This window comes from Nocardiopsis sp. iso_25 (assembly GCF_056173305.1).
This window is the reverse complement of the sequence record NZ_CM149667.1, coordinates 2,695,232-2,719,934: the sequence shown is the minus strand read 5'-3', so window position 1 is coordinate 2,719,934 and position 24,703 is coordinate 2,695,232. Positions and strand designations below refer to the sequence as shown.

Annotated in this window: 20 protein-coding genes; 9 read left to right on the top strand and 11 right to left on the bottom strand. The window is 73.9% G+C overall.

Going from position 1 to position 24,703, the window contains the following annotated elements; translation table 11 throughout:
- Positions 1 to 119: 119 nt before the first annotated feature.
- Entirely contained in the window at positions 120 to 1,883 is a 1,764-nt protein-coding gene (locus AC0VX6_RS11725) for an ABC transporter ATP-binding protein (RefSeq protein WP_475468583.1), read from the bottom strand.
- A gap of 295 nt (positions 1,884 to 2,178) precedes the next feature.
- Between AC0VX6_RS11725 and AC0VX6_RS11720 the strand changes: the two genes are divergently transcribed.
- From AC0VX6_RS11720 to AC0VX6_RS11710, 3 genes are all read left to right on the top strand, one after another.
- The gene (locus tag AC0VX6_RS11720) at positions 2,179 to 2,958 is read left to right on the top strand and encodes a siderophore-interacting protein (protein WP_475469316.1); all 780 of its coding nucleotides are present in this window, start codon (positions 2,179 to 2,181) and stop codon (positions 2,956 to 2,958) included.
- Positions 2,959 to 3,153: 195 nt separating this feature from the next.
- Positions 3,154 to 4,158, top strand: a complete 1,005-nt coding sequence (locus tag AC0VX6_RS11715; RefSeq protein ID WP_475468581.1) for an iron-siderophore ABC transporter substrate-binding protein — start codon at positions 3,154 to 3,156, stop codon at positions 4,156 to 4,158.
- A 311-nt stretch (positions 4,159 to 4,469) separates the two neighbouring features.
- Positions 4,470 to 5,339, top strand: coding sequence for a glycoside hydrolase family 16 protein (locus AC0VX6_RS11710; RefSeq protein ID WP_475468580.1), 870 nt, complete (start codon positions 4,470 to 4,472; stop codon positions 5,337 to 5,339).
- Positions 5,340 to 5,382: 43 nt separating this feature from the next.
- Here AC0VX6_RS11710 and AC0VX6_RS11705 read toward each other — a convergent pair whose 3' ends face one another.
- Positions 5,383 to 6,252, bottom strand: a complete 870-nt coding sequence (locus AC0VX6_RS11705; protein WP_475468579.1) for an alpha/beta hydrolase — start codon at positions 6,250 to 6,252, stop codon at positions 5,383 to 5,385.
- A gap of 206 nt (positions 6,253 to 6,458) precedes the next feature.
- Here AC0VX6_RS11705 and AC0VX6_RS11700 point away from each other — a divergent pair, with 206 nt between their 5' ends.
- On the top strand, positions 6,459 to 7,070 hold the full coding sequence (locus tag AC0VX6_RS11700) for a TetR/AcrR family transcriptional regulator (RefSeq protein WP_475468578.1): 612 nt from the start codon (positions 6,459 to 6,461) through the stop codon (positions 7,068 to 7,070).
- Positions 7,071 to 7,231: 161 nt separating this feature from the next.
- Here AC0VX6_RS11700 and AC0VX6_RS11695 read toward each other — a convergent pair whose 3' ends face one another.
- Both AC0VX6_RS11695 and AC0VX6_RS11690 read right to left on the bottom strand, forming a co-directional pair.
- Positions 7,232 to 8,416 carry an alcohol dehydrogenase catalytic domain-containing protein gene (locus AC0VX6_RS11695; RefSeq protein ID WP_274977545.1) on the bottom strand — a complete coding sequence of 395 codons (1,185 nt, stop codon included), beginning with the start codon at positions 8,414 to 8,416 and terminating at the stop codon, positions 7,232 to 7,234.
- Between the two features lie 172 nt (positions 8,417 to 8,588).
- Positions 8,589 to 10,412, bottom strand: coding sequence for a PP2C family protein-serine/threonine phosphatase (locus tag AC0VX6_RS11690; protein WP_475468577.1), 1,824 nt, complete (start codon positions 10,410 to 10,412; stop codon positions 8,589 to 8,591).
- 446 nt (positions 10,413 to 10,858) lie between these two features.
- Here AC0VX6_RS11690 and AC0VX6_RS11685 point away from each other — a divergent pair, with 446 nt between their 5' ends.
- From AC0VX6_RS11685 to AC0VX6_RS11675, 3 genes are all read left to right on the top strand, one after another.
- A complete protein-coding gene (locus AC0VX6_RS11685; protein ID WP_475468576.1) occupies positions 10,859 to 11,569 on the top strand; it encodes a hypothetical protein in 711 nt (236 codons plus the stop codon).
- Between the two features lie 154 nt (positions 11,570 to 11,723).
- Positions 11,724 to 14,039: an FdhF/YdeP family oxidoreductase gene (locus AC0VX6_RS11680; RefSeq protein ID WP_475468574.1), complete on the top strand. Its 2,316-nt coding sequence runs from the start codon at positions 11,724 to 11,726 to the stop codon at positions 14,037 to 14,039.
- A 221-nt stretch (positions 14,040 to 14,260) separates the two neighbouring features.
- Positions 14,261 to 14,896, top strand: coding sequence for a histidine phosphatase family protein (locus AC0VX6_RS11675; protein WP_475468572.1), 636 nt, complete (start codon positions 14,261 to 14,263; stop codon positions 14,894 to 14,896).
- Here the strand turns inward: AC0VX6_RS11675 and aroQ are convergent.
- Positions 14,887 to 15,375 (bottom strand): type II 3-dehydroquinate dehydratase, encoded by a 489-nt coding sequence (gene aroQ / locus AC0VX6_RS11670; protein WP_274977540.1) that lies wholly within the window; start codon positions 15,373 to 15,375, stop codon positions 14,887 to 14,889. The two genes, AC0VX6_RS11675 and aroQ, sit on opposite strands and share 10 nt — an antisense overlap.
- A 133-nt stretch (positions 15,376 to 15,508) precedes the next feature.
- On the opposite strand from aroQ, the gene AC0VX6_RS11665 reads away from it, so the two are divergent.
- On the top strand, positions 15,509 to 17,305 hold the full coding sequence (locus tag AC0VX6_RS11665; RefSeq protein WP_475468570.1) for an acyl-CoA dehydrogenase: 1,797 nt from the start codon (positions 15,509 to 15,511) through the stop codon (positions 17,303 to 17,305).
- Between the two features lie 99 nt (positions 17,306 to 17,404).
- Here AC0VX6_RS11665 and AC0VX6_RS11660 read toward each other — a convergent pair whose 3' ends face one another.
- On the bottom strand, positions 17,405 to 18,175 hold the full coding sequence (locus tag AC0VX6_RS11660; RefSeq protein ID WP_475468569.1) for a MerR family transcriptional regulator: 771 nt from the start codon (positions 18,173 to 18,175) through the stop codon (positions 17,405 to 17,407).
- A gap of 168 nt (positions 18,176 to 18,343) precedes the next feature.
- Between AC0VX6_RS11660 and AC0VX6_RS11655 the strand changes: the two genes are divergently transcribed.
- Positions 18,344 to 18,874, top strand: coding sequence for a DinB family protein (locus AC0VX6_RS11655; RefSeq protein ID WP_475468567.1), 531 nt, complete (start codon positions 18,344 to 18,346; stop codon positions 18,872 to 18,874).
- A 215-nt stretch (positions 18,875 to 19,089) separates the two neighbouring features.
- Here the strand turns inward: AC0VX6_RS11655 and AC0VX6_RS11650 are convergent, their stop codons facing one another.
- The 5 genes from AC0VX6_RS11650 to AC0VX6_RS11630 all read right to left on the bottom strand — a co-directional run bounded on the left by AC0VX6_RS11650 (position 19,090) and on the right by AC0VX6_RS11630 (position 24,670).
- A complete protein-coding gene (locus AC0VX6_RS11650; protein ID WP_274977536.1) occupies positions 19,090 to 20,304 on the bottom strand; it encodes an MFS transporter in 1,215 nt (404 codons plus the stop codon).
- Between the two features lie 422 nt (positions 20,305 to 20,726).
- The gene (locus AC0VX6_RS11645; RefSeq protein ID WP_475468565.1) at positions 20,727 to 21,626 is read right to left on the bottom strand and encodes a glycosyltransferase family 2 protein; all 900 of its coding nucleotides are present in this window, start codon (positions 21,624 to 21,626) and stop codon (positions 20,727 to 20,729) included.
- On the bottom strand, positions 21,623 to 22,498 hold the full coding sequence (locus tag AC0VX6_RS11640; protein WP_274977534.1) for a glycosyltransferase family 2 protein: 876 nt from the start codon (positions 22,496 to 22,498) through the stop codon (positions 21,623 to 21,625). Before AC0VX6_RS11640 ends, AC0VX6_RS11645 begins: the two co-directional genes overlap by 4 nt.
- 153 nt (positions 22,499 to 22,651) lie before the next feature.
- Positions 22,652 to 23,644: a UDP-glucuronic acid decarboxylase family protein gene (locus AC0VX6_RS11635; protein WP_274977533.1), complete on the bottom strand. Its 993-nt coding sequence runs from the start codon at positions 23,642 to 23,644 to the stop codon at positions 22,652 to 22,654.
- Positions 23,645 to 23,983: 339 nt separating this feature from the next.
- On the bottom strand, positions 23,984 to 24,670 hold the full coding sequence (locus AC0VX6_RS11630; protein ID WP_475468563.1) for an SDR family oxidoreductase: 687 nt from the start codon (positions 24,668 to 24,670) through the stop codon (positions 23,984 to 23,986).
- Between the last annotated feature and the right edge of the window lie 33 nt (positions 24,671 to 24,703).

Genomic DNA, 24,703 nt, shown 5'->3' with positions numbered 1-24,703 from the left:
GCCGGGGGCGGCGGTCGGCGGCGGGGCGCTCCGGTGCGCCGCGGACCACGGCGGAGCGGCCCCGAACACGGCGGACCGCGACGGTGCGCACCGCGCCGGTGCCGTGCTCGGCGGGGCGGTCACCGCAGCACCGCCTCGCGGTAGTGCGCGTCCTCCTCCAACAGCCGCGCGTGGGTGCCCGTGCACCGCACCCGTCCCTCGGCCAGCACCACGACGCGGTCGGCGCGGGCCAGCAGCGCCGGGCTGTTCGCCACGACCAGGGTGGACCTGGCCGCACCCGAGCGGGCCGCGGCCGTGCCCCGGGCGATGGCCTCCTCGGTGACCGCGTCCACGGCGGTGGTGGGATCGTGCAGCACCAGGACGGGCGGGTCCGCGACCAGGGCTCGGGCCAGGGCCACGCGCTGGCGCTGGCCGCCGGAGAGGTTGGCCGCGCGGTCGGCGACCGGCCGGTCCAGGCCCTCGGGGTGACCCTCGACCAGGTCCGCGGCCGAGGCGGCCCGCAGGGCGTCCAGGAGCCGCTCCTCGTCGCCGCCCGCGCCGGTGTCCAGGTTGGAGCGCAGGGTGCCCTCGAACAGGGTGGCCCCGTGCTCCTCCACCAGGACCGCTTCGCGCAGGGCGTCCAGGGCGAGTTCGGGGACGGGGACGCCGCCCACCGTGAACGTGCCCTCCAGGGCCGCGGGCTCGGCCCGGCCCGAGAGCAGTTCCAGCAGCGCCTCGGCGTCGCGGGGGTCGGTGGTGAGCACGCCGACGAGTTCGCCGGGGGCGAGTTGGAGGTCCACCCCGCGCAGCGTGCGGTAGCCGACCCCTGACAGCGCGACCACGGGCTCCCGATCGCAGGCGCGCTCGCCCGGGGTGACCGCGTCGGGGGCGTTGAGCAGGCGCACCAGCCGCCGGGCGGAGGCGCGGGCGGTGGCGAACAGTTGGCCGACCATGCCCAGGCTCTGGACGGGTTCGGCCAGGAACTGGGCGAGGCCGATGACGGTGACGAGTTCACCGACGCTGAGGCGGCCCTGGAGGGCCATCCACCCGGCCACGCCCGCCACGCAGGCCAGGAACACGGCGCTGGCGGCGGTGACCAGGCCGCGGTAGACGCCGTTGCTGGCGGCGGCGCCGACCGAGGCGTCCAGGGCCAGGGTGCTGGCCCGGCGGTAGCGGGCGGCCGCGTTGTGCCGCGCCCCGATGCCCATGAGGACGCGCAGGCCGCTGACCAGGTCGGTGGCCAGGGCGGTGGCCCCGGCGGCGGTGGCCTGCTTGGCCTCGCTGCGCCGGGTGATGCGGGCGGCGGGCAGGCGCAGGAGCAGCATGAGCAGGGGGACGCCGACCAGGACGCCGATCCCCAGGGGGACGTCCACGGCCAGGAGCGCGACGGTGGTGACGATGATGGCGACCGCCACGGCGATCGACGCCGACCAGGCGCGCACGTACAGGGCGGCCTGCTCGGCGTCGGAGGTGGCCACCGACAGGACCTCGCCCGCGCGCAGGCCGCTGCGCTCGCCGCGCGGGTCCAGGGCCCGGCGAGCGGCCTCCACCCGCAGCAGGTGCGCCTCGTTCTCGACGGCGCGCAGGGTGAAGCGGGCGCCGTTGCGGTAGGCCTGGGCCAGGACGGTGAAGAGCACGACCATGCCCGCGACGCAGACCGCCAGGGCGCCGACGTCGCCGGAGAAGACGGCCCAGTCGATGGTCAGGCCGATGGCCACCGGCACGAGGGCCTCGGCGACCTGGTGCAGGGAGAGCAGGACCACGCCGACCAGGACGCGGCCGCGGTTGCGCCGCAGGGTGCGGCGGCGCAGGGCGCGCACGCTGTCGGGGACCTCACGCCCGGGGGCGCCGGGGGAGCGCGGTTCGCGCTCGGCGGCGGGGGCGGTCGCGGGGGCGGCGCTCACAGGGCGGGTCCGCTCGGCGCGGGGCGCGCGGCCCCGTACAGACGTCTACTCATCCGATGTCCTGTTCCCCCCGCTATGTCGTGCCCTGGGCAAGGCTAGTGGGCTGGCGGAGCGCCCGCGGAACCGGGAAGGAGCGCCCCGGACCACCGTGCCACACCAAGCTTGGTTAGGCTAACCTTTCCCGAGTCGGCATACGGTCACAGCACCCCGAGACCGGACGAAACCGACACCCGCCGCTCTCCGACCCGAACGAAGGGGCCGCGCCTTGCGCATCAGGCATCCGAACCACCGCACCATGATCCGCACCCGGGTGGCGCGCACCGAGCGGACCAGCGAGCACTTCCTCACCGTGACGCTCACGGGCGAGGAGCTGACCGGGTTCGAGTTCCTGGGCCTGGACCAGTGCACGCGGATCCTCTTCGCCCGGCCGGGCCAGGAGAGGCTGCACCTGCCCGTCGCCGACAGCGGCGGCGACGGCAACGGGTGGGTGGCCGCGTTCCGCGCCATGCCCGACGACGTGCGCCCGCACGTGCGCAACTACACCGTCCGCCGCTTCGACGCCGAGGCGCTGGAGCTGGACATCGAGTTCGTCGCGCACGGGGACGAGGGCCCGGCGTCGGCGTGGGCGCTGGCCGCGCGGCCCGGCGACGAACTGGGCCTGTACGCCGAGGGGATCTACTACCTGCCTCCGGAGGAGGCCGACTGGCACCTGCTCGTCGGCGACGAGAGCGCCGTACCCGCCCTGCTCTCCATCCTCGAACAAGCCCCCGACGACCTGCGCGGACAGGCCTACCTCGAAGTCCCCTGCCCCGAAGACGTGCGCCCTGTCCAGGCCCCGCCCGGAGTGGACGTGCGCTGGCTCCCCCGCACCGACCCCCACACCGTCCCCGGACGACTCGCCCTGGAAACCGTACGCGCCGCCGAACTGCCCGAGGGACGCCCCTACTGCTTCGTCGCCGGAGAGAACGCCCTCCCCACCGAACTACGCCGCACCCTCGTCCGCCAACACCACATCCCCAAAGACGACATCGCCTTCATCGGCTACTGGCGCCACGGCGTGGCGGCCTACTCGTGACGGTGTGACCCTCGCCACGACCGCGGCCCGCGAGGAGTGCCGCACGGTCCCGCAGACGACCGTGCACAACGGACTTCACCGGCATCCGCGGTCTTCCGCGCCCTCCGCCACGGGCTTGCGCAAAACCACCGACTCCAGCACCATAATCCTTGCTTAGGCAAGGCTAAGCTCACCGACTCGACCGAATGAGGCCCCATGAACCCCGGTCCGCTGACCCGCGGCGGCGCGATCGCCGCCGGCGCGCTGTCCCTCCTGCTGCTCGCCGCCTGCGGCGGCCAGACCTCCGGCTCCGCGGAGGGCGGCTCGGACGGCGAGGTCGCCGAGGGGTACCCGGTCACCGTCGAGACCATCTTCGGCGACGTGGAGATCGCGGACGAGCCGACCAACGTCGTCGCCATGGGCTGGTCCGACGCGGAGACCGCGCTGGCGCTGGGCGTGCAGCCGGTCGGCGTGGCCGACTGGCAGGCCTACGGCGGCACGGGCGTGGGTCCGTGGGCGGCCGACATGTTCGAGGAGGAGCCGGTCCAGCTCGGCACCATGGAGCCGAACCTGGAGGCGATCGCCTCCCTGGAGCCCGACGTCATCCTCGACACCCGCTCCGACAACAGCCAGGACCGCTACGACCTGCTCTCGCCGGTGGCCCCCGTGGTCGGCCCGCCGCCCGGCGTGGAGGTCACCTACGGCACCACCTGGCAGCAGCAGACCCGCCAGGTCGCCCAGGTGGTCGGCGAGCAGGAGCGCGCCGAGGAGCTCATCGAGGAGCTGGAGGGCCGCTTCGCCCGGATCCGGGAGGAGAACCCCGAGTTCGCCGACATGACCCTGACCGTGGGCGCCTACTTCGACGGCCAGTACGGCGCCTACGTGCCCGGCGACTCCCGGGTGGACCTGCTCCAGGAGTTGGGCTTCCAGTACAAGCCCGAGGTCGAGGAGATGGCGGACGGCGCCTTCTACGTGGACCTGAGCCCGGAGCGGCTGGAGGTCCTGGACGCGGACCTGACGGTCATGTTCCCCATCGGCGGCACCGCGGACCACCTGCGCGAGGACCCGGTGCTCCAGGGCATCCCCTCCGCCGAGGACGGCCGACTGGTCATCCTGGACGACCCGGAGCTGGCCAACGCCTTCTCCAGCGGCTCGTACCCGGGCATCTCCCACGCGCTGGACGAGCTGGTCCCGCTGATCCAGGAGACCCTGAACGGCTGACGCCCCCGCCTGCCAGGCCCCGTGGAGCGCACGCTCCGCGGGGCCCGTCGTCGTCGGGGCCACTCCCCCGCGAAGTCGACACCACCCCAAAAGCACACAGACCACACGTTTCACCCCAGCCACATGGGAGCGATCCCAACTTTTCGCCCGACCCCCCTTGTCCGCGAGCGGTCGCGTACGTACAGTCACTTAACGCTTGTTCAGTGGGCGCCCGCCCACGCGGGCACGCCCCAGCGGCACGTGCGGAACCCGCTATTTCGCACGCGTCACGGCACCGGGCGCGCCCGTCCCCCCGCTCACCGGAGTACGCCATGACCAAGAGCGCCCGCCCCAGTACCCGCCGCACCGCCACCGTCGCCACGGCGGTGACCGCCTCCGCCGCGCTTGCCGCGGCGGTCCTCACCGCACCGCAGTGGACGGGAGGCGCCGTGGACGGGGCCAACGCCGAACTCAGCGCCGCGCCCGGGGACATCGTCTGGTCCGACGAGTTCGACGGCGCCGCCGGAACCGCCCCCGACCCCGCCAACTGGAACCACGAGACCGGCGACCACGGCTGGGGCAACAACGAACTCCAGAACTACACCAACAGCCGCGCCAACTCCGCCCTCGACGGCCAGGGCAACCTCGTCATCACCGCGCGCCAGGAGGCGGACGGCTCCTACACCTCCGCCCGCATGACCACGCAGGACAAGGTCGAACACGCCTACGGCCGCATCGAGGCCCGCATCAAGATCCCCCGCGGCCAGGGCATCTGGCCCGCCTTCTGGATGCTCGGCTCCGGTTTCCCCGACACCCCCTGGCCCGACTCCGGCGAGATCGACATCATGGAGAACGTCGGGTACGAGCCCCACATGGTGCACGGCACCGTGCACGGGCCCGGCTACTCGGGCGCGGACGGCATCGGCTCCTCCTACACGCACCCGCAGGGCTGGTCCTTCGCCGACGACTTCCACACCTTCGCCGTGGACTGGAGCCCGGGGTCGATCACCTGGTCGGTGGACGGCAACGCCTACCACACCCTCACCAGCGCCGACGTGGGCGGCAACCCGTGGGTCTACGACCAGTCCTTCTTCATGATCCTCAACGTCGCGGTGGGCGGGAACTGGCCCGGCTACCCCGACGGCACCACCCAGTTCCCGCAGCAGATGGTCGTCGACTACGTCCGGATCTACGAGAACTGAGCGCCCCTTCCCGGAGTCGCGCGCGCGACTCCGGGAAGGGCTGTCAGCGCCCGTGGCACGTCTTCAGGTAGCTGAGGAACGATGCCTGCAACCCGGTGACGTGCGTCTCCCGCAACAACGCGTTCGAAACCCGCTCCGACCGCCCCCGGGTGCGCAGCTGCTCCACCGCGGTGAGGACGTTGCGGGCCATCGCGCGGTAGAAGGGGACCTCCCCCAGTATTTCGGCCTCGTTCAGCGTGATGTGCAGCCGTGGGGCGGCCGCGTCCCCGGCGGGTTCCGGCAGGGCCTGGACGAGGTCGAAGACCCGGCTGTCCGTACTGGCCACGCCGGGGCTGCCCGCGCCGACGCTCGCGAAGAGCCCCGTGTCGCACAGCCACGCGTAGAGGGCGAAGAGACCTCCGTAGGAGTAGCCGAAGAGGCCGTGTCCGGACTCGCTGACACGCAGCCTCGACCGCAGGTGCGGGTGGAGTTCGCCGGTCAGGAAGTCGAGGAAGAGGTCGGCCCGGGGTTCCGCCAGCTCCGCGAGGTAGGCGTCGACCTGCTCCGGGGTCATCGCACCCGACTCGCGCGCCGCCGCGAGGGTGGCCAGCATGTCGTCACCGACGGGTTCGCCCGGCGGCACGAGGTCGCGGTTGCGGATGTGCGCCCAGTCCGCGGCCTCCTCACCGGCGTACCCGACGCTGACCTGGACGTAGGGGGCGATCGCCAGGTACGGGTCCGCCTGGGTGACGATGAGGGGCGCGGTGAGGCCGACCGCCCAGTTGCCGTCCAGCACGTAGATCAGCGGCAGGGGGTCCGTGGAGTCCGCGTAACCGGGGGGCGTGGTCACCCAGACGCCGTAGCGGTGCCCCGACCGGGCGGTCACCTCCAGGTACTCCGTGTCCGGCAGACAGCCGTGCAGTATCTCGCTCAACGGGTCTCTCCCTTGGTCAGGCCGTCCTCGACGCACACGTCGACCGCGATCGGGCCAGCGCCCGGTCCGTCCGCGACGACACCGCCGACCAGCCGTGCGCCGGCCACCGAACCCCTTCCGCGGACCGCGGCCCACTGTCCTCAACAGTGGTGAATTGAACATGCGGTAACGTACTCAACAGTGGTGAAACTGTCAACGGAGGCAACGTGAGATCGCCGGCGGGGGAAGGCAAGAAGCGTCTCCTGGAGTCGCTGTTCGACGAGTTCGGCCAGAACGGCCCCAGCCCGAACCTGTCGATGCGCCAGGTGGCGGAGCGGCTCGGCGTGCACCACACGCTGCTGACGTACCACTTCGGGTCGCGGCCGGGACTGCTGCGCGCGGTGCTGTTGGAGGCGCGCCGCCGCGACAACCTCGTCATCGCCTCGACCGGCGGCGAACTCGGGTTCGCGGCCCTGTGCGGAGCGGTCTGGGACTTCTACTCGGACCCCGCGCACGAGGACCGCACCCACGCCTTCTTCCACCTGGTCGGGCTCGCGGTCTACGAACGCGACGCGTTCCAGGAGCTCGTCCTCGACATCGACGGCCTGGCGAACCTTCTGGAAGCGGCGGCCCTTCGCGACGGCGCCACGGCGGCCGACGCCAGGCAGCGGAGCATCATCGCGACCGCGTGCCTGCGGGGGCTCCTGCTGGAGAGGCTGCTGACCCCGACCGCCGAGGTCGACGCCGCGGCCGAGCGCTTCATCGCCTCGTTGGCGGCGCCCGGGGGCGGGGGTCAGGCGCCGTCGGCCGACGCGGCCCACGGGCCGACCGGCCGGTAGGCCGCGTCGGCACCGGGCCCGGCGCACGGAGCGGTCCGCGTGCGTCCGGCGCGGGACCGGGGCGGCCCCGCGCCCGCTCGACGCGGCGGTCAGCGCCCCCTTCGGGGATCGGGAGCCCCTGGGGCGGGTGCCCCGGCCCGGGGGCGCCCGCCCGCGACCCGTCAGGGCCGGAAGACGACCTTGAACACGCCGTCCTGCTTCTTCTGGAACTTCTCGTAGGCCATCGAGGCCGCGTCCAGGCCCACGTGGTGGGTGGCGAAGTCGTCCACGCCCAGCGGGTCGGCACCCTCCAGCAGCGGCAGGATCTCCGGCACCCACCGGCGCACGTTGGCCTGCCCCATCCGCAGCTGGATCTGCTTGTCGAAGAGCGTGAGCATCGGCATCGGGTCGGCCATGCCGCCGTACACGCCGATCAGGGAGACGGTCCCGCCGCGCCGCACCAGTTCGATGGCGGTGTGCAGGGCGGTCAGCCGGTCCACCCCGGCCGTCTCCATCATCTTGGCCGCCACGCCGCGCGGCATGAGGTTGGCCACGCGCTGGGCGAACTTGGCCGAGCCGTGCCCGGCCGCCTCCATACCGACCGCGTCGATGACCGCGTCCGGGCCGCGCCCGTCCGTGCGGTCGCGGATCTCCCGGACCACGTCGTCGGTGCCCTTGGAGGAGTCGAACACCTCCACGTCCCGGGCGGCGGCGCGGGCGCGCCGTTCCGGCACCGGGTCCACGCCGAACACCCGGCCCGCGCCCAGGTGGCGGGCGACCCGGCAGCACATGTCGCCGATCGGCCCCAGCCCCAGGACGGCCACCGATCCCCCCTCGGGGACGTCGGCGTAGCGGACGGCCTGCCAGGCGGTCGGCAGCACGTCGGACAGGAACAGGTAGCGGTCGTCGGGTCCCTGGTCGGACACCGGGACCGCGGTGGTCTCGGCGCGCGGCACGCGCAGGTACTCGGCCTGCCCGCCGGGCACCGCGCCGTAGAGCTTGCTGTAGCCGAAGAGCGCGGCGCCCATGCCCTGCTCCTCGACCTGGGTGTTCTCGCACTGGCTCTGGAGACCGGTGTCGCACATGAGGCAGTGCCCGCAGGAGATCTGGAAGGGGATGACCACCCGCTGTCCGGGGGTGAGGGAGGTGACGCCGGAACCGACCTCCTCGACCACGCCCATGGGTTCGTGTCCGAGGATGTCCCCCGGGGTCATGAACGGTCCGAGCACCTCGTACAGGTGCAGGTCGGAGCCGCACAGGCCCGAGCTGGTGATCCGGACGACGGCGTCGCCGGGCTCCTCGATCCGCGGATCGGGAACGGTCACGGTGTCGACGTTCCTGGTGCCGTTCCACACCACTGCCCTCATCGGTTCCCCCTGGTCTCGCGGCGGTCGCGGTCGTCGCCTGGGAAGCGCGCGGCCCCCTGGGCTGCCCTCGGCCACTACCCGGCCCGTGTGGGCGGAAACGGGCGCGCGGGCGCCGCGGAACCGGCCCGTTCCCGACCCGGCGGCCCCGGCCCGCGTCCGGGGCCGCCCACGCTCACCCCGGTTCGGAGGTGTCCCTGACCGGGCTGTCCTCGACGGCCGCGCCGGGTGCCCCGCGGTCGGGAGCGGCGGGGCTGTGCGCGTGCTGGGGCGGCGCGGTGTCGTCGCCCGCGCCCTCGCCCGCCGCCGGAACGCGCAGGGCGAGCAGGGCGACGTCGTCGCCGCCGGGGTCGATGCGGGCCAGGAGTTCGTCGCAGAAGTCCTCGACGTCGCGGCCGGCCAGGGCGGCGGCGTGGCGGCGCAGGTTGGCCAGTCCCGTGTCGATGGGGTGGCCGCGGCTCTCGACGAGGCCGTCGGTGTACAGCAGCAGGGTGGACTCCGCAGGGATCTCCTCCTGGGCGTCGGGCCAGTCCAGGCCCAGGTGCAGGGCGGCGCTCATGCCCAGCAGGGGCCCGTGGCCCTCCTCCAGGTAGCGGGTGTGTCCGTCGGCGGTGACGAGCAGCGGCGGGGGGTGCCCGGCGTTGACCCAGTGCAGACACCAGGGCCCGCCCTCGGGGCCCTCGATACGGGCGAAGACGGCGGTGGCCATGGGGGCGTCGCTGGTGTTGGTCATGGCCTCGTCCAGCCGCCGCATGATCAGGCTGGGCGGTTCCTGGCGGTCCCAGGCCAGGGCGCGCAGCATGTTGCGGACCTCAGCCATGTGCGCGGCGGCCTGGAGGTCGTGGCCGACCACGTCGCCGATGACCATGGTCATGACGCCGTCGGCGAGCAGGAACGCGTCGTACCAGTCCCCGCCGATCTCGGCGGCCTGCTGCGCGGGCTGGTAGCGGGCGGCGAACCGCAGGTGGTCGACCTGCGGCAGCGGGGTCAGGAGCTGGCGCTGCATGGTCTCGGCGACGTGACGCTGCTGCGCGAAGAGCTGGGCGCTCTCCATCACCAGACCGGCGCGCCGGGCGACGTCCCCCAGCACGAGGACCTCGGCGTCGGTGTAGGCGGGCCGCTCCCCGGTGCGGGCAACGGTCAGCGCCCCGAAGACCTGCCGGTGGGTGTGCAGCGGCACCACCACCGCGGAGTGCCCGCCCAGGCGGTCGAACAGCCGCCGGTGCGCCCGGGCGAGCGGCTCGTCCGGTTCACGGTCCAGGTCACCGGCGTCGAAGAGGACGGGCTGGGTACTGTACAGGGCGCGCATCAGCGCCGCGTGGGAGGCGGGCGACAGCGGCGGCAGCGGGCCCTTGAGCGCCTCGGCCGTGTCCTGGCCGCCCAAGGCGTGCACGGCGACGCGCTCCACCTCCTTGGTGCGCCCGTCGGTGACCATGTCGACCACCGCCCAGTCCCCCAGTTCCGGCACCAGCAGCCGGACCAGCCTGTCCAGCATCTCGGGCACGTCCAGGGTGGAGACCAGGACCACGGAGATCTCCGCGACCAGGCTCAACCGGGCGGTGAGTTCCTCCAGGGCCCCCAGGTGCGCCGCGGTCTGCTCGGCGGCGTCGCGGTGCGCCCTGAAGTCGTGGAAGACGATGACCGCGCCCTCCGGGCGCCCCTCGTTCTGGAGCGGGGTGGTCGCCCAGATGATGGGCACGAGCGTGCCGTCCCCCCGCAGGAAGGACTCGCTGCTCCCCTCGGCCGGGTGGCCGCTGTCGAGCACGGCCAGGACGCGGCACTCCTCCCGCGGCGTCGGCTCCCCCTCCGGGTCGCGGTGCAGCAGGCCGTGCAGGTCCAGGCCCAGCATCTCCTCCCCGGGCCGGTCCAGGATGCGCTGCGCGTAGGGGTTGGCGGCGGTGATGCGGCCGGTGGTGTCGATGACGAACATCCCCGCGCCCACGCTGTCGAACACCGCGCGCAGCAGGCCGGTCTCCAGCGGCCAGCCGTCGTCGCTCATCGCGCCGCCCTCCGGTCGCCGTGCCGCCGCGCGAGGCCGCGACGCCGCGCGGAGTTCCGCCCCGGCCTCACCGGGGCCGTCCGAAGGTTGCGCTCGAAGACACCCATGCGGTTCGCGTACCCACGTTTCTCATGACGACCGGCGTCGCCAGTCTGCCCCGCGAGGCGGCCCGGGGAGCGCATTGCGGAGTCGGCGGCATGTCACACGCCGCCGGACGGGGCCTCTCCCCCGGCGAACGCCGCGCCGCGCCCCGGAGGAGCGGCCCGGACCGACCGGACTCCCGCCGGGCCGTCACCGGTCGGCCGCCGGGACCGCTGTCTCCGTACGCCTGCGGTCGGCGGATCCAGGCCCCGGAACCGTTAGGAAAAGCCTTTCCGCGGTGCCCCGCCAACGGCTACCCTCGGCTGGAGGTCTGATGGTACGAGGACGCGGGAGGAAGGCAGCCGGTGGCGAACTGCCCGGTGTGCTCACGCCAGGATCGGACGGTCAAGGTGTCCGCCGTGGTCCGTGAGGGCACGACGACCACGCAGAGCGCCGGATCGTCGACGATCCGCGGGGATGACGAGTGGTCGTGGCTGCGCGGCGACACGACGATCGCGTGGGCCCGGCACTCCTCCACCTCCTACTCCCAGAGCACCCTGGCGACGCAACTGGACTTCCCCGCGCCGCCCGGGGCGGCGCCCGGGCTCACCCGGTGGATCGGAATCGGCCTGCTCGTGCTCGCCGCCCCGCTGGTGATCCAGTTCGGTGTCTTCGGCGCTGTACCGGCGGTGGCCACCGGCCTGGTGCTGCGCTGGCTGCTGGGTTGGGAGTGGAGAAGCGCGCTCATCGCGTCCGCCGTGGTCCTCCTCCTCGTGGGTCTGGTGGCCAACGGCGCACTGAGCCTGGCCGGAGGAGTGGAGCAGTTCGCCTCCTTCCTGTTCGGCATGGTCGTGTGGACCCTGGTGATCGGAGCGGGAGCAGCACTGGCCCTGCGGGACTTCCACAGCACCGAAGCGCGCAGGAAGCGGGACGCGCCCCTCAGGGCCCGCGCGTGGGGGATCTGGCAGCGGCTGTACTTCTGTTTCCGTGACGACCTGGTCTTCGATCCCGCATCCGGCGCGCACGGGCCTCCGACCGCCGTACGGCGGCTCATCGGATATCCCGACGAGTCGTGACGCATGCCGGTCCCGAGGGTCATCCCCCGGACCGGCAGCGGTTACGAAGGGCGGTGCGCGAAGCCCTGCGAGGGGCGGTCTCCGCGCGCCCGGCACCCCGTCCGGGCCGTTGACGCTCACCCGGACGTCCCACCATCGGACGGTCGGTGCCAGAATGCGCAGTGTGAGACACCAGCACTCGGACAACGCAGACCCCGCCCAGGACTCCCCCCGGATCAGCCCGCCCAAGAGCAGCGCGGCCGGACTCCCCGCCGTGCTCAACAGCCTCCGCCACCTCAACGAGCACACCGGTGTGCGGCGCGGGCTGCCAGCCATGCTCGCGATCAACCAGAAGCGCGGCTTCGACTGCCCGGGCTGCGCCTGGCCCGAGGGGGACAAGAGGCACCGGGCCGAGTTCTGCGAGAACGGCGCCAAGGCCGTCGCGGAGGAGGCCACGGCCACGGCGCTGACCGGAAAGTTCTTCACCGAGCACCCGGTCTCCGAGCTGGCCGGGCGGTCCGGTTACTGGCTGGGCCAGCAGGGCCGCCTGGCCGAGCCGCTGTACCTGGCCGAGGGCGCCACCCACTACGAGCCGGTCAGCTGGGAGCGGGCGCTGGACCTGGTCGCCGAGGACCTGCGCGCGCTGGACTCCCCGGACCAGGCGGTGTTCTACACCTCCGGGCGCACCAGCAACGAGGCGGCGTTCTGCTACCAGCTGTTCGCCCGCGCCCTCGGGACGAACAACATGCCCGACTGCTCCAACATGTGCCACGAGTCGTCCGGTTCGGCCCTGACCGAGACCCTGGGCGTGGGCAAGGGCAGCGTGTCCCTGGAGGACCTGCGCGAGGCCGACCTCATCATCGTGGCCGGGCAGAACCCCGGCACCAACCACCCCCGCATGCTCAGCGCCCTGGAGCGGGCCAAGAAGTCCGGGACGCGGATCGTCACCGTCAACCCGCTGCCCGAGGCGGGGATGCGCGAGTTCCGCAACCCCCAGCACCCGGCCGGCCTGCTGGGGCGCGGCACCGAGCTGACCGACCTGTTCGCGCAGGTGCGGCTGGGCGGCGACCTCGCCCTGTTCTCCGCCCTCAACCGCCTGCTGCTGGAGGCGGACGAGCGCGGCGAGCCGGTCCTGGACCGGGAGTTCGTGTCCGCCCACACCCACGGCTTCGAGCAGTTCGCCAAGGCGCTGCTGGCCGAGCCGGACGAGGAGTTCTGGGCGCGCACCGAGCGCGACACCGGCCTGGCCCGGGAGCTGATCGAGCGGATCGCCGCGATGGTCACCTCCTCGGAGCGGATCGTGGTGTGCTGGGCGATGGGGCTGACCCAGCACCGGCACTCGGTGCCCACCATCCGCGAGGTGGTCAACTTCCTGCTGCTGCGCGGCAACGTGGGCCGCCCCGGCGCGGGTGTGTGCCCGGTCCGCGGCCACTCCAACGTGCAGGGCGACCGCACGATGGGGATCTTCGAGCGCCCGGCCGAGGAGTTCCTGGACGCCCTGGGCGCCGAGTTCGGCTTCACGCCGCCGCGCGAGCACGGGTACGACACCGTCAACGCCATCCGCGCCATGGCGCGCGGTGACGTGCGGGTGTTCTTCGCGATGGGCGGCAACTTCGTCGCGGCCACCCCGGACACGTTGGTGACCGAGGACGCCATGCGCCGGGTGGGGCTGACGGTGCACGTGTCCACCAAGCTGAACCGCTCGCACGTGGTGACGGGGACGCGGGCGCTGATCCTGCCCGCCCTGGGGCGCACCGACCGCGACCTGCGCGACGGCGAGCCGCGCTGGGTGACGGTGGAGGACTCCATGGGCAAGGTGCACGCCTCCCACGGCGTGCTGGCCCCGCTGGCTCCGGGCATGCGCTCGGAGGTGGACATCGTCTGCGACCTGGCCGGACGGGTGCTCGGCGACTTCCCGGTGGCCTGGTCGGAGCTGACCGACTACGACCGGGTGCGCGAGCACGTGGCCGCGGTGGTGCCGGGGTTCGAGGACTTCAACGCCCGCGCGCGCAGGCCCGGCGGGTTCACCCTGCCGCACGCGCCGCGCGACGACCGGCGCTTCCCGACCGCGACCGGGCTGGCCAACTTCACGGTGAACGGCACGTACGCGCCGCAGGTGCCCGAGGGTCGGCTGCTGTTGCAGACGCTGCGCTCGCACGACCAGTACAACACGACGGTCTACGGGCTGGACGACCGGTACCGGGGCATCAAGGACGGCCGCCGGGTGGTGCTGGTCAACCCCGAGGACGCCCGGGAGCTGGGGCTGGCCGACGGTGCCTACACCGACCTCGTGAGCGAGTGGCACGACGGCAGGGAGCGGCGCGCGGCGCACTTCAAGGTGGTGCACTACCCGACCGCGCGCGGGTGCGCTGCCTCCTACTTCCCGGAGACGAACGTGCTGGTGCCGCTGGACTCCACGGCCGAGGTGAGCAACACGCCGACGTCGAAGTCGGTGGTGGTGCGCTTCGAGCCGGACTCCGGGGCCGTTTGACCCCGTGACCGGTGCGGCGCCCCGGCCCGGCCCCTTCGCCGGGCCCCGCGCGCCGCACCGGCAGACCCTTCCGGTCGGCCCGCCGGGGACCGTCCCGCCGTCCGGGCCCCGGGCCGCGCCCCCGGGGGCCGTCGGGGCCGTCAGGCCCTGCGGGCGGGGTTCCGCACCCGAACGCGTCCCCGGCGCGGGGGCGCCCGCGGGGCCGCTCGTACCCTGGTGCGATGCCAGCGATCTACCTGATCCGTCACGGGAAGGCCTCCCCCGAGGCGGAGGACTACGACGAGTTGAGCCCGACCGGCTACGAGCAGGCGCGCCTGCTGGGCGCCGAACTCCGGCGGCGCGGCCCCCGGGTCGGCCGCGTGGTGACCGGTGAGCTGCGCCGCCAGCGCCAGACGGCGGCCGCGGCCCTGACTGAGGCGGGCCTGGACCTGGAGCCGGTCGGCGACGAGCGGTGGAACGAGTACGACCACCTCGGCCTGCTGGGCGCCCACGCGGTCGCGACCGGCTCGCTCCAGGATCGGCTCGACGCCTCCCTGAGCTCATGGATCGAGGCCGGGGGCAGCGGTCCGGGCACCTGGGAGGGTTTCCGGAGCGGGATCCGGCAGGCGCTGGACGACCTGGTCGCCGGGCTGGACAGGGGGGAGACCGCGCTGGTCTTCACCTCCGCCGGGGTGATCGCGTCGGTGTGCTCGACCCTGCTGGGCACGGCGCCCGCAGGGTTCCTGGCCCTGAACCGCGTGGTGGTCAACGGTTCGGTGAGCAAGCTGCTGCACGGCCGGGGCGGCACCCGGCTGCTGTCCTTCAACGACCACGCCCACCTGGAGCAGGGCGGCCCCGCGCTGATGACCTACCGCTGAGCGCCCGTGCCGCCCGCCTCCCGGCGCTCGGCGTCGCGCCGCAGCACCGCGCGCAGGGCCAGTTCGTAGCCGAAGACCCCGCATCCGGCGACGTAGCCCGCGGCCACCGGCGCGGTCACCGAGGTGTGCCGGAACTCCTCGCGCGCGTAGATGTTGGAGATGTGCACCTCCACCACCGGCGCCTCGACCGCGTCGATCGCGTCGCGCAGCGCGATGCCGTAGTGCGCGTAGGCGCCGGGGTTGAGCACCACCCCTGCCCAGTCGCGCGCGGCGTGGATCCGGTCCACCATCACGCCCTCGCTGTTGCTCTGTGCGCACACCACCCGCACACCCAGCTCCTCGCCGAGGGAGACCACGCGGCGTTCGACCTCCGCCAGGGTGGTGGTGCCGTACTGCCCGGGGTCGCGGGTGCCCAGCAGGTTGAGGTTGGGGCCGTTGAGCAGCAGGACGGTGCGGGAGGGGTCGGACACAGCGGACATGCGGGTCAGCGCTCCTTCTCGGGTCGGTGGCAGCAAGCTTAGGGCCCGGAAGGCGGTACGGCCCCGGTCGCCCCGGAGTCCCGCGGACGGGGTAGCATACCGACCAGTCGGTCAACGATTCGAGGAGGCGACCGTGGCGTCCGCCCTGCTGTCCACGCGCGACCTGCACTTCCTGCTCTACGAGTGGCTCGACACCGAGGCGCTCACCAGCCGACCACACTACGCCGACCACTCCCGCGAGACCCTCGACGCCGCGCTGGAGCTGGCCGAACGCGTGGCCACCGACCACTTCGCGCCGCACAACAAGGCCAACGACGCCAACGAGCCCCGCTTCGACGGCGAGCGCGTCCACGTCATCCCCGAGGTGAGGAAGGCCCTGGAGGTCTACGCCGAGACCGGGCTGGGCGCCGCCGGGATGCCCGCCTCCGTGGGCGGCGCCCAGATCCCGCACGTGGTCTCCAGCGCGTGCGGCGCCTACTTCCAGGCCGCCAACCTGGGCACCTCGGCCTACCTCTTCCTCACCTCGGGCAACGCGCGCCTGCTCCTGGCGCACGGCAGCCCCGAGCAGGTCGACACCTGGGTGCGCCCCATGGTGGAGGGGCGCTTCACGGGCACCATGTGCCTGTCCGAGCCGCAGGCGGGCAGCTCGCTGGCCGACATCACCACCCGCGCCGAAGAGGACGGGCAGGGCGGCTACCGGCTGTTCGGCAACAAGATGTGGATCTCCGCGGGCGACCACGAGCTGACCGAGAACATCGTGCACCTGGTGCTGGCCAGGATCCCCGGCGGCCCGCCCGGAGTCCGGGGCATCTCCCTGTTCGTCGTGCCCAAGTACCTGTTGGAGGCCGACGGGTCGGTCGGCGAGCGCAACGACGTCGTGCCCGCCGGGCTCAACCACAAGATGGGCTACCGGGGCACCGTCAACGCGCTGCTCAACTTCGGCGAGGGGCGCCACACCCCCGGCGGGCGGCCGGGCGCGGTGGGCTACCTGGTCGGCGAGCCCCACCAGGGGCTGAAGTACATGTTCCACATGATGAACGGGGCCCGGATCGGGGTGGGCGCGGGCGCCGCCGCCGTCGGCTACACCGGCTACCTCAAGTCGCTGGCCTACGCCCGCGAGCGCCTCCAGGGCCGCCCGCTGGGCGGCAAGGACCCCGAACGGCCGCAGGTCCCCATCGTCGAGCACACCGACGTGCGCCGGATGCTGCTCGCCCAGAAGAGCTACGTCGAGGGCGCGCTCGCCCTGGTGCTGTACTGCGCCCGGCTGGTGGACGAGACCGCCAGCGCCGGGGGCGAGAAGGAGCGCGAACGGGCCCGCCTGCTGCTGGACGTGCTCACGCCGATCGCCAAGAGCTGGCCCTCCCAGTGGTGCGTGGAGGCCAACAGCCTGGCCATCCAGGTGCACGGCGGGTACGGGTACACGCGCGAGTACGACGTGGAGCAGCACTACCGGGACAACCGGCTCAACCCGATCCACGAGGGGACCCACGGCATCCAGGCCCTGGACCTGCTGGGCCGCAAGGCCGTGCTCGACGGCGGCTCCCGGCTGTCGCTGCTGGTGGAGACCGCGCGAGTCACGGCGGACCGGGCCCGGGAGCTGGGCGGGCGCGAGGCCGAGTACGCGGGCCTGCTGTCGAAGGCCCTGGACCGGACCGCGGAGACGGCCGCCGCGGCCTGGGCCGGGGGCGACCCGGCGGTGGCGCTGGCCAACGCCACCCCCTACCTGGAGGCGGTGGGGCACGTGGTGGTCGCCTGGATGTGGCTGGAGCAGCTGGTGGCCGCGCACGGGCGCGAGGGCGGCTTCTACGAGGGCAAGCGCGCCGCGGCGGCGTACTTCTTCCGCCACGAGCTGCCGCGCACCGGGCCGCAGTTCGACCTGGTGGCCTCGCGCGACCGCACGGTGCTGGACGTCTCGCCCGACGTCCTCTGAGAGGCGGTGCCGGGGGCGGGGCGCGTGTGCCCCGCCCCCCGGTTCCCGGGCGCAGGACGCCCCGGCGAAGGAGCGGCGGCGCCGTTCAGCCCCCGGGGATCACGCGTCCTCCCTCCGGTCGAGCCGCTGGCGTGCGTAGAACGCCATGGCCTCGTACTGGTAGTCGGCCAGCCCCGGGGCGCAGCCCTCGTAGACCTCGCGCCAGGGTCCCTCCTCGGCGTAGCCGCGACCCAGGTTCTCGAACGCGCCCGCGTCGGGCGTCCACGCCCACATCCGGCTCACCGCCAGGTAGTGGACGTGCACCTCGGCCTGGACCGCCGGGTCGTCGGGCAGGACGCCCGCGACCAGGTGGGCGGCCATGCGCCGCAGCTGGTCCGCGGCCTCGTCGCGGTACCGCTCCCGGTCGTCCTCGGTCATCCCCTCCGCGGTCCGCCGCGCCCGCTCCCACGTGTGCGGCCACTCGACGCGGGCGCGCTCGCTGTAGACGGACTCGTCGAATCCGGCGAACAGGTCCTCGGGGTGGTGTGCGGCCTTCACGGCGTCTGCCTCCTCCAGTGCGTCGACGGTGCGGCGCACGGTGGCGACGAGGGTGTCGACGCGGTCCCGCTCGGCCAGCAGGGCGCGCAGGTGGTCGCGCAGCGCCCCGACCCGGTCTCCCTCGTCCAGCACACGGGCGGTGTCGGACAGCCCCATGCCCAGCTCGCGCATCACCAGGATGTGCTGGAGGCGCAGCAGCTCGCCGTGCCCGTAGTGGCGGATCCCGCCGGGGCCGATCCGCTCGGGCTCCAACAGGCCGATCCGGTGGTAGTGCCGCAGGGCGCGGGAGGTGACGCCGCTCATACGGCACACCTCGCCCATCGACCAGGACATCGCGGTCTCCCCCTCGTCGGGCCGGTCCCTCCGGCCCGGGGAACGACGTTAGGCGTTGACGCCACGTCAACCGCAACGCGTTTTCACCCGGGTTTCCCCGCGCCCGTGCGGAGGCGGGCGCGGGAAAACCGCTTCGGCGCGGGCGGGGTCCTGTGCCAGGCTGACCCCATGTCCGACCCTCGTCGCGCGCTGCTGCGCTGGCAGTTCGACTTCACCTGGTCCCTGTTCGAGTACCACCTGGAGCGCCTGGAGCCCGGCGACCTGCTCTGGGAGCCCGGCCCCCTGTGCTGGACGGTGCGCCGGGACGGCGAGGGCAGGTGGGTGCCCGACTGGGCTGACACCGAACCCGATCCCGTGCCCGTCCCCACCGCGGCATGGGTCACCTGGCACATCGACTGGTGGTGGTCCACCGCCCTCGACCACCTGCGGGGGCGCGTTCCCCGCGAGCGCGAGGAGGTCCGCTGGCCGGGCCCGGAGGAGGCGGCCGACTGGCTGCGCGGGTTGCGGGCGCAGTGGCTGGAGGTGCTGGAGGGGTTCACCGGCCCGGACCTGGACGCCCCCGCCGCGTTCCCCTGGCCGCCGGACTCGGGGCTGACGGTCGAGCACACGGCCGCCTGGGTCAACGGCGAGCTGATGAAGAACGTGGCCGAACTGGGGCAGCTGCGGCTGCTGCGGGCCGCGTCGGCGCCCGGGGCCTGACCGGCGGGCGGGCCCCGGGGGACCCCGCCAGCCCGAGCGCTGGGGTCTGTTCTCTGAACCGGTCTCAGCTTGTGGGGGGGTCGGTTCGGGCGCCCACGGGGTTCTGGAGGTGGCGGAGGCGGGTTCCCGTGGGGGAACTGCGCCGCAGGCGTCCGTTGGGGGTGGTGGCGGGCGACGGTTGGGACGAAGCGGAGCGGAGGTCCGAAAAACACTGCCTAACGACGGGTCGGTCCGCTGGCCAGCGCGACCAGCGCACCGAGCACCGACAGGGCCGCCAGCAGTAGGAACACCGCCGGGTAGCCGCCCAGGGGACCGGCCAGCAGCGCGCACGCCCCCGGCGCCAGGGCCATGGTGAGCATGAGCGGGGTGTGCATGATGCCGTTGAGCGTGGTGTAGTGCTCCTCACCCCAGCGGTCGGCCACGGCCGTGGCCTGGAGCAGGGTGAGCACACCCCGCGCGGTGCCGACCAGCGCCGCCGCGGCCATGACCAGGGCCAGCGGTCCGCTGACCAGGGCGATCAGTCCGGTCGCCCCGGCGCAGGCCAGGAGCACCGCGGCGATCCGGTGCACCGCCCCGCTGCACCGCGCCAGCGGTGCGTAGACGAGGCGGCCCAGCACCTGGCCCACGCCCACGACGCTGAGCGTCCAGGCGGCCTCGGCGGTGCCGAACCCGCGCCCCTCCATGAGCGGGATGATGCCGACCACGACCGCGTACACGGTGAGGGTGCCCAGGGCGAGCGCCGTGGTCAGCGCCCAGAACGCGCCGCTGCGGACCACTCCGCGCACCGCCCTGCGGTCCCCGGCCCGGTCGGCGGTGCCGCCGGGAGCCCAGGGCGGGGTCAGGGCCAGGGCGTGCAGCGGCAGCACCACCAGGGCCAGGACCAGGGCGAGGACGAGGTAGGCGCCGCGCCAGCCGACCTGCGCCTCCAGGGCGGCGGTCAGCGGGGCGAAGACGGTGCTGGCCAGTCCGCCGACCAGGGTGAGCGCGGTGAGCGCCCGGACCCTGCCCGGCCCGTACCAGCGGGTCAGGGCGGCGAAGGCGGGCGGGTAGGAGAGCCCGGCCACGGCGACTCCGGCCGCCTGCCAGGCCGCGCCGAAGAACCACAGGTTCGGGGCCAGCGCGAGTCCGGCGACGGCGACCGCGCCCAGCAGGGCCGCCGCGGTCATCACCGGGCGGGGGCCGCGCACCCGCAGCCAGCGGGCCACCAGGGGCCCGCACAGTCCGGCCACGACCTGGGAGCCGGAGAACAGGGCGATGACGGCGGGCAGGGACCAGCCGGTGTCCGCGGCGATGGCGGGCGCCAGCACGGGGAAGGCGTAGAACAGCACTCCCTGGCTGGCGGTGACGGTGACGCACAGGGCGGCCAACGCCCTGCGCGCGTCCGTGCCGGAGGGTGCCCGGCCCGACGCGCGGAGGGGTCGGTGGGTCATACGCGCCGCCCGCGCGGCGCCGGTCGGGTGTTCGGGGGAAGCGGGGGAACGGGGGCAGGGTTCCGTTGCGCTTGCACGGGGGGACTCCTCGCCCTGGGAGGGGCAGACCCAGGGATCGAACGGACAGGTGACGCGTTCGTGTACATACCCGCGTTACTACACCGAGTATTCACCCAATGGCCATCTGTCGCTTACCTGGAATTCCAGCTTTTGTCCCCGGATACCGGCCATCTCCACACCGCTCACGGGAGTCGGCACCACTCCCGGAAGGACACCGCACCGGGGACCGGGGGCAGGCGTTCGCCCGTGGCCCGGAGCCGTTTCGGGCATCCACAGGGCGCCCCCGCACCAGCGACCCGGACGGCTCACGGAGCGGGCTGCCCGGGCGCCTCACGACCCGGTCTTCTCGCGGCCCGGGCGCCTCAGCCCACGTAGCGCCGCGCCCGGGACTCCCTGCGGGGCGCCTCCAGGGCGCGCAGCCCGCGCTCCACCCGCGGCGGGACCGGCGCGCGCTCCCTCAGCACCCAGGGCAGCCCCCCGAGCGCCTCGGCGACGGCCATCGCGCTCGGCAGGTCGCGCGGCACCGACCGCAGCACCGACCACGTGTGCCGCCACGCCCCGTCCACCGGGCGCCGCAGCCACGCGGTCCACAGGGTGTTGCGGATGCCCAGGCACCGCCGCCGGGTGGGATCGCGCACCGGCGAGGCGGCGTGGTGGGCGACCGTGTCCTCGTCCCAGCACATCCACCACCCGGCGGCGGCCAGGTCCAGCGCCAGCAGCTCCTCCTCCCCGCCCATCCACAGGCGCCGGGAGAAGCCCCCCGTCTGCCGGAAGGCGCGGACCCGGAACACGGTGACCCCGGCGAGCACACCGAGCAGGGCGGGGCCGGGCAGCCAGTCCGGCCCGGGCACCGGCGAGTGGCGCAGCTCCGGGGTGATGGGGTCCTCCCCGCCCGCGGGCTCCACGATCAGCCGGGCCGTCACCGAACCCAGCCCGGGGTGGGCGTCCAGCAGGTCGGCGGCCCGCTCCAGGGAGCCCGGCTCCCACCAGGTGTCGTCGTCGCAGAAGGCGACGTAGGGCGTGTCCAGGGCCTCGACCCCGACGTTGCGGCCCACCGAGCCCAGGTTGGCCCCGGCCCGGACGAGCCGCACCCACCCGTGGCGTTCGACGACGGCCGCGGCCGTGCCGTCGCCCGAGGCGTTGTCCACGACGACGGTCGGCGGCGGTCCCGGCAGGTCCGCCAGCCGGTCCAGGGTGCGCAGCAGCTCCTCCCGGCGGTCGCGGGTGATGACCACGACGCCCACGCGCGCGCTCGGGTTCATGCCTCCTCCAGCAGGGCCAGGTCGCGTTCCACGTGCGCGGGCACCGGTCGGCGCCGGGCCAGCGCCGCGGGGAGGACCCGCAGCGCCCCGGTCAGGGCGCCGCGCGAGACGGGGTCGCGCAGCGAGCGCCCGGCCAGCCGGGCCGTGCGCGCCAGGGCCAGGCCGGGGCGGCGGCGCAGCCAGACCGTCAGCAGGGCGTTGCGCTCCTCCAGCGTGCGCCGCCACAGGCCCGGCGGGCGCACCGAGGACGGGTGGTGGTGCACGCGCACGTGCTCCAGGTGGCACAGCTCCCAGCCCGAGGCCGCCAGGTCCTGGGCCAGGAGGGCCTCCTCCCCGGCGAAGAACAGCAGGTGGCTGAAGCCGCCCGCCTCCGTGAAGGCCGCGCGCCGCACCACGGCGGCGCAGGCCAGGAAGCCGAGGATCCGCGGACCGGGCAGGCCGTCGCCGTCCGGCAGCGGGCTGTGGGCCAGCGCCCCGTTGAGCGGGTCCGGCCGCCCCTCCTCGCCGACGAACACCGACGCGGCGACCAGCCCCAGGCGCGGGTGGGCGTCCAGGGCGTCGGCCGCCGCCTCCAGCGACCCCGGCGCCCACCAGGAGTCGTCGTCGCAGAAGGCGACGTAGGGCGTCCGGGCGCGCGCCACCCCGGTGTTGCGGGCCACGCAGCCGGTGTTGCGGTCCTGGCGCACGAGTTCGACGCCGGGGAACCCCTCGCGCACGGCCTCGGCGGTGCCGTCGGTGGAGGCGTTGTCCACGACCACCACGGGCGGTCGGGGCTCCAGCCGTTCCAGGTGCCCCAGCGTGCGCAGCAGCTCTTCGCGCCGGTCGCGGGTGGCCACCACCACGGTGACCCGTGAGCGCTCCGGATTCCCCACGCTGGTCCTCTCTCCCCTCTCGTGCCCCGACCCGCCCCCTCACCGCGGCCTCGTGCTCACGGCGGGGTACGGCGCCCCGGACCCGCCACGGGTACGGGGCCGCCGCGGGTCCGGACCTCCCGCGTCGCACCGGCACCGTTTCCGGTCCGGCCCTCAGTTGGCGGGCGCGGTCCCCTCGGGCAGGCCCTCGTAGCGGTCGCGCTGGTCCACGAAGTAGGCGACGGTGCGGCGCAGCCCCTCGTCCAGGCGGACCCGCGGCCGCCAGCCCAGGGCCTGCTCGGCCAGGCGGATGTCGGGGCGCCGGAAGTGCGGATCGTCCTCGGGGCGTTCGACGAAGGTGATCTCCGAGCCCGTCCCGGTGACGCCGATGACGACGCGGGCCAGGTTCAGCACGGACAGCTCCTCGTCGCTGCCGATGTTGACCGGCCCCGTCGTCTCGCTGTCGGCCAGGGCGATCAGGCCCCGCACGGTGTCGTCCACGTAGCACAGCGACCGCGTCTGGTGGCCGTCGCCCGCCACCGTCAGGGGCCTGCCCTCCAGCGCCTGGTTGACGAAGGTGGGCACCATGCGGCCGTCGTCGGCGCGCATGCGCGGCCCGTAGCAGTTGAAGATGCGGGCGATGCCCACGTCGGCCCCGCGGGCGCGGTGGTGGGCCATGGTCAGCGACTCGGCGTAGCGCTTGGCCTCGTCGTAGACGCTGCGCGGGCCGACAGGGTTGACGTTGCCCCAGTAGGTCTCGCGCTGCGGGTACTCCAGCGGGTCGCCGTACACCTCGCTGGTGGAGGCCAGGACCAGGCGGGCGCCGTGGCGCTCGGCGCACTCCAGCGCGTTGCGGGTGCCCAGGCTGCCCACCTCCAGCGTCTCCACCGGCAGGCGCAGGTAGTCCGGCGGCGAGGCGGCCGAGGCCAGGTGGAACACCGTGTCCACGGGTTCCTCCAGCGTGAACGGTTCGGTGAGGTCGGCCTCCATCAGCTCGAACCAGGGGTGCCCGGCCAGGTGCGCCACGTTCTGCGCCCGGCCGGTGGCGAAGTTGTCCAGGCACACCACGCGTGTGCCCCTCTCCAGCAGCCGTTCGCACAGATGGGAGCCGAGAAACCCGGCGCCACCGGTGACCAGGGCCCTTCCTCTCGACGCGTGCTCGCGCATCGTCGCCCACCTCCTCGGATGGTCTCACCGCTTACCTGGGTGCTGTTCTGTGGCCCTTGGGGCCTGTCTTGTGAACGGAGTCTTGGCGTGAGGGGGGTGGTTCGGGCGCCCACGGGGTTCTGGAGGTGCCGGAGGTGAGACTGCGAGGAACGAGCCGTCTCACCGGAGACACCACTGCGCTCCTTCAACCCGATTCCCGTACTTCGGGCGCCCGAACGCGGAGAGTGCTGCGCGTAGCGTCCGTTGAGGGCGGTAGCCCGCCTCGGCGCGAAGCGCCCCCGCGGGCGGTGGCGGGCGACGGGCGGGCCGAAGCGAAGCGGAGGCCCCGAAAGACACCGATCAGGGCCAGGACGTCTCCTGCGAGGGGCAGATCACCATCTCGCGCACCTCGCAGCCGGGGGGCTGGCTCAGCGCGAACACCACCGCGCGGGCCACGTCCTCGGGCGCGTTGAGCTTGGCGTCGGGGCCCGGCTTGTACTGGTCGGGGCGGTCGTCGAAGAAGGAGGTGCTCATGCCCCCGGGGACCAGGAGCGTCACCCCGACCTGTCCGGCGAGTTCGGCGGCCAGCGCCCGGGTGAATCCCACGACCCCGAACTTGGAGGCGCAGTAGGCCGTGGCGTCGCTGAGCGCGCGCAGGCCGAGCGTGGAAGCGCAGTTGACCACCGTGCCCCGGGAGGCGCGCAGGTGCGGCAGGGCGGCACGGGTCACGGCGGCGGTGCCGAGGAGGTTGACCTGGACGACCCGCTCCCAGTCCTCGGCGGCCACGTCGGTGAGCGTGCCGCAGGCGTCGGTCCCGCCCGCGTTGACCAGGGCGTCGATGCGGCCGTGCTGGACGCTGACCTGCTGCACGACGCGCTCGACGGCCTCGCGGTCGGCCAGGTCCACCTGGTGGAAGGACAGGTCGTTGCCGGGGTGCTGCCGGTCCAGGACGATCGGGTGGCCGCCCCCGTCGGCGACGGCCCGCGCGGTGGCCGCTCCCAGGCCCGAGGACCCTCCGGTGATCAGCGTGTTTCCGAGTGGACGCATCTGTCTCCCTCGTTCTCCGTGTCGTGGTCGTCG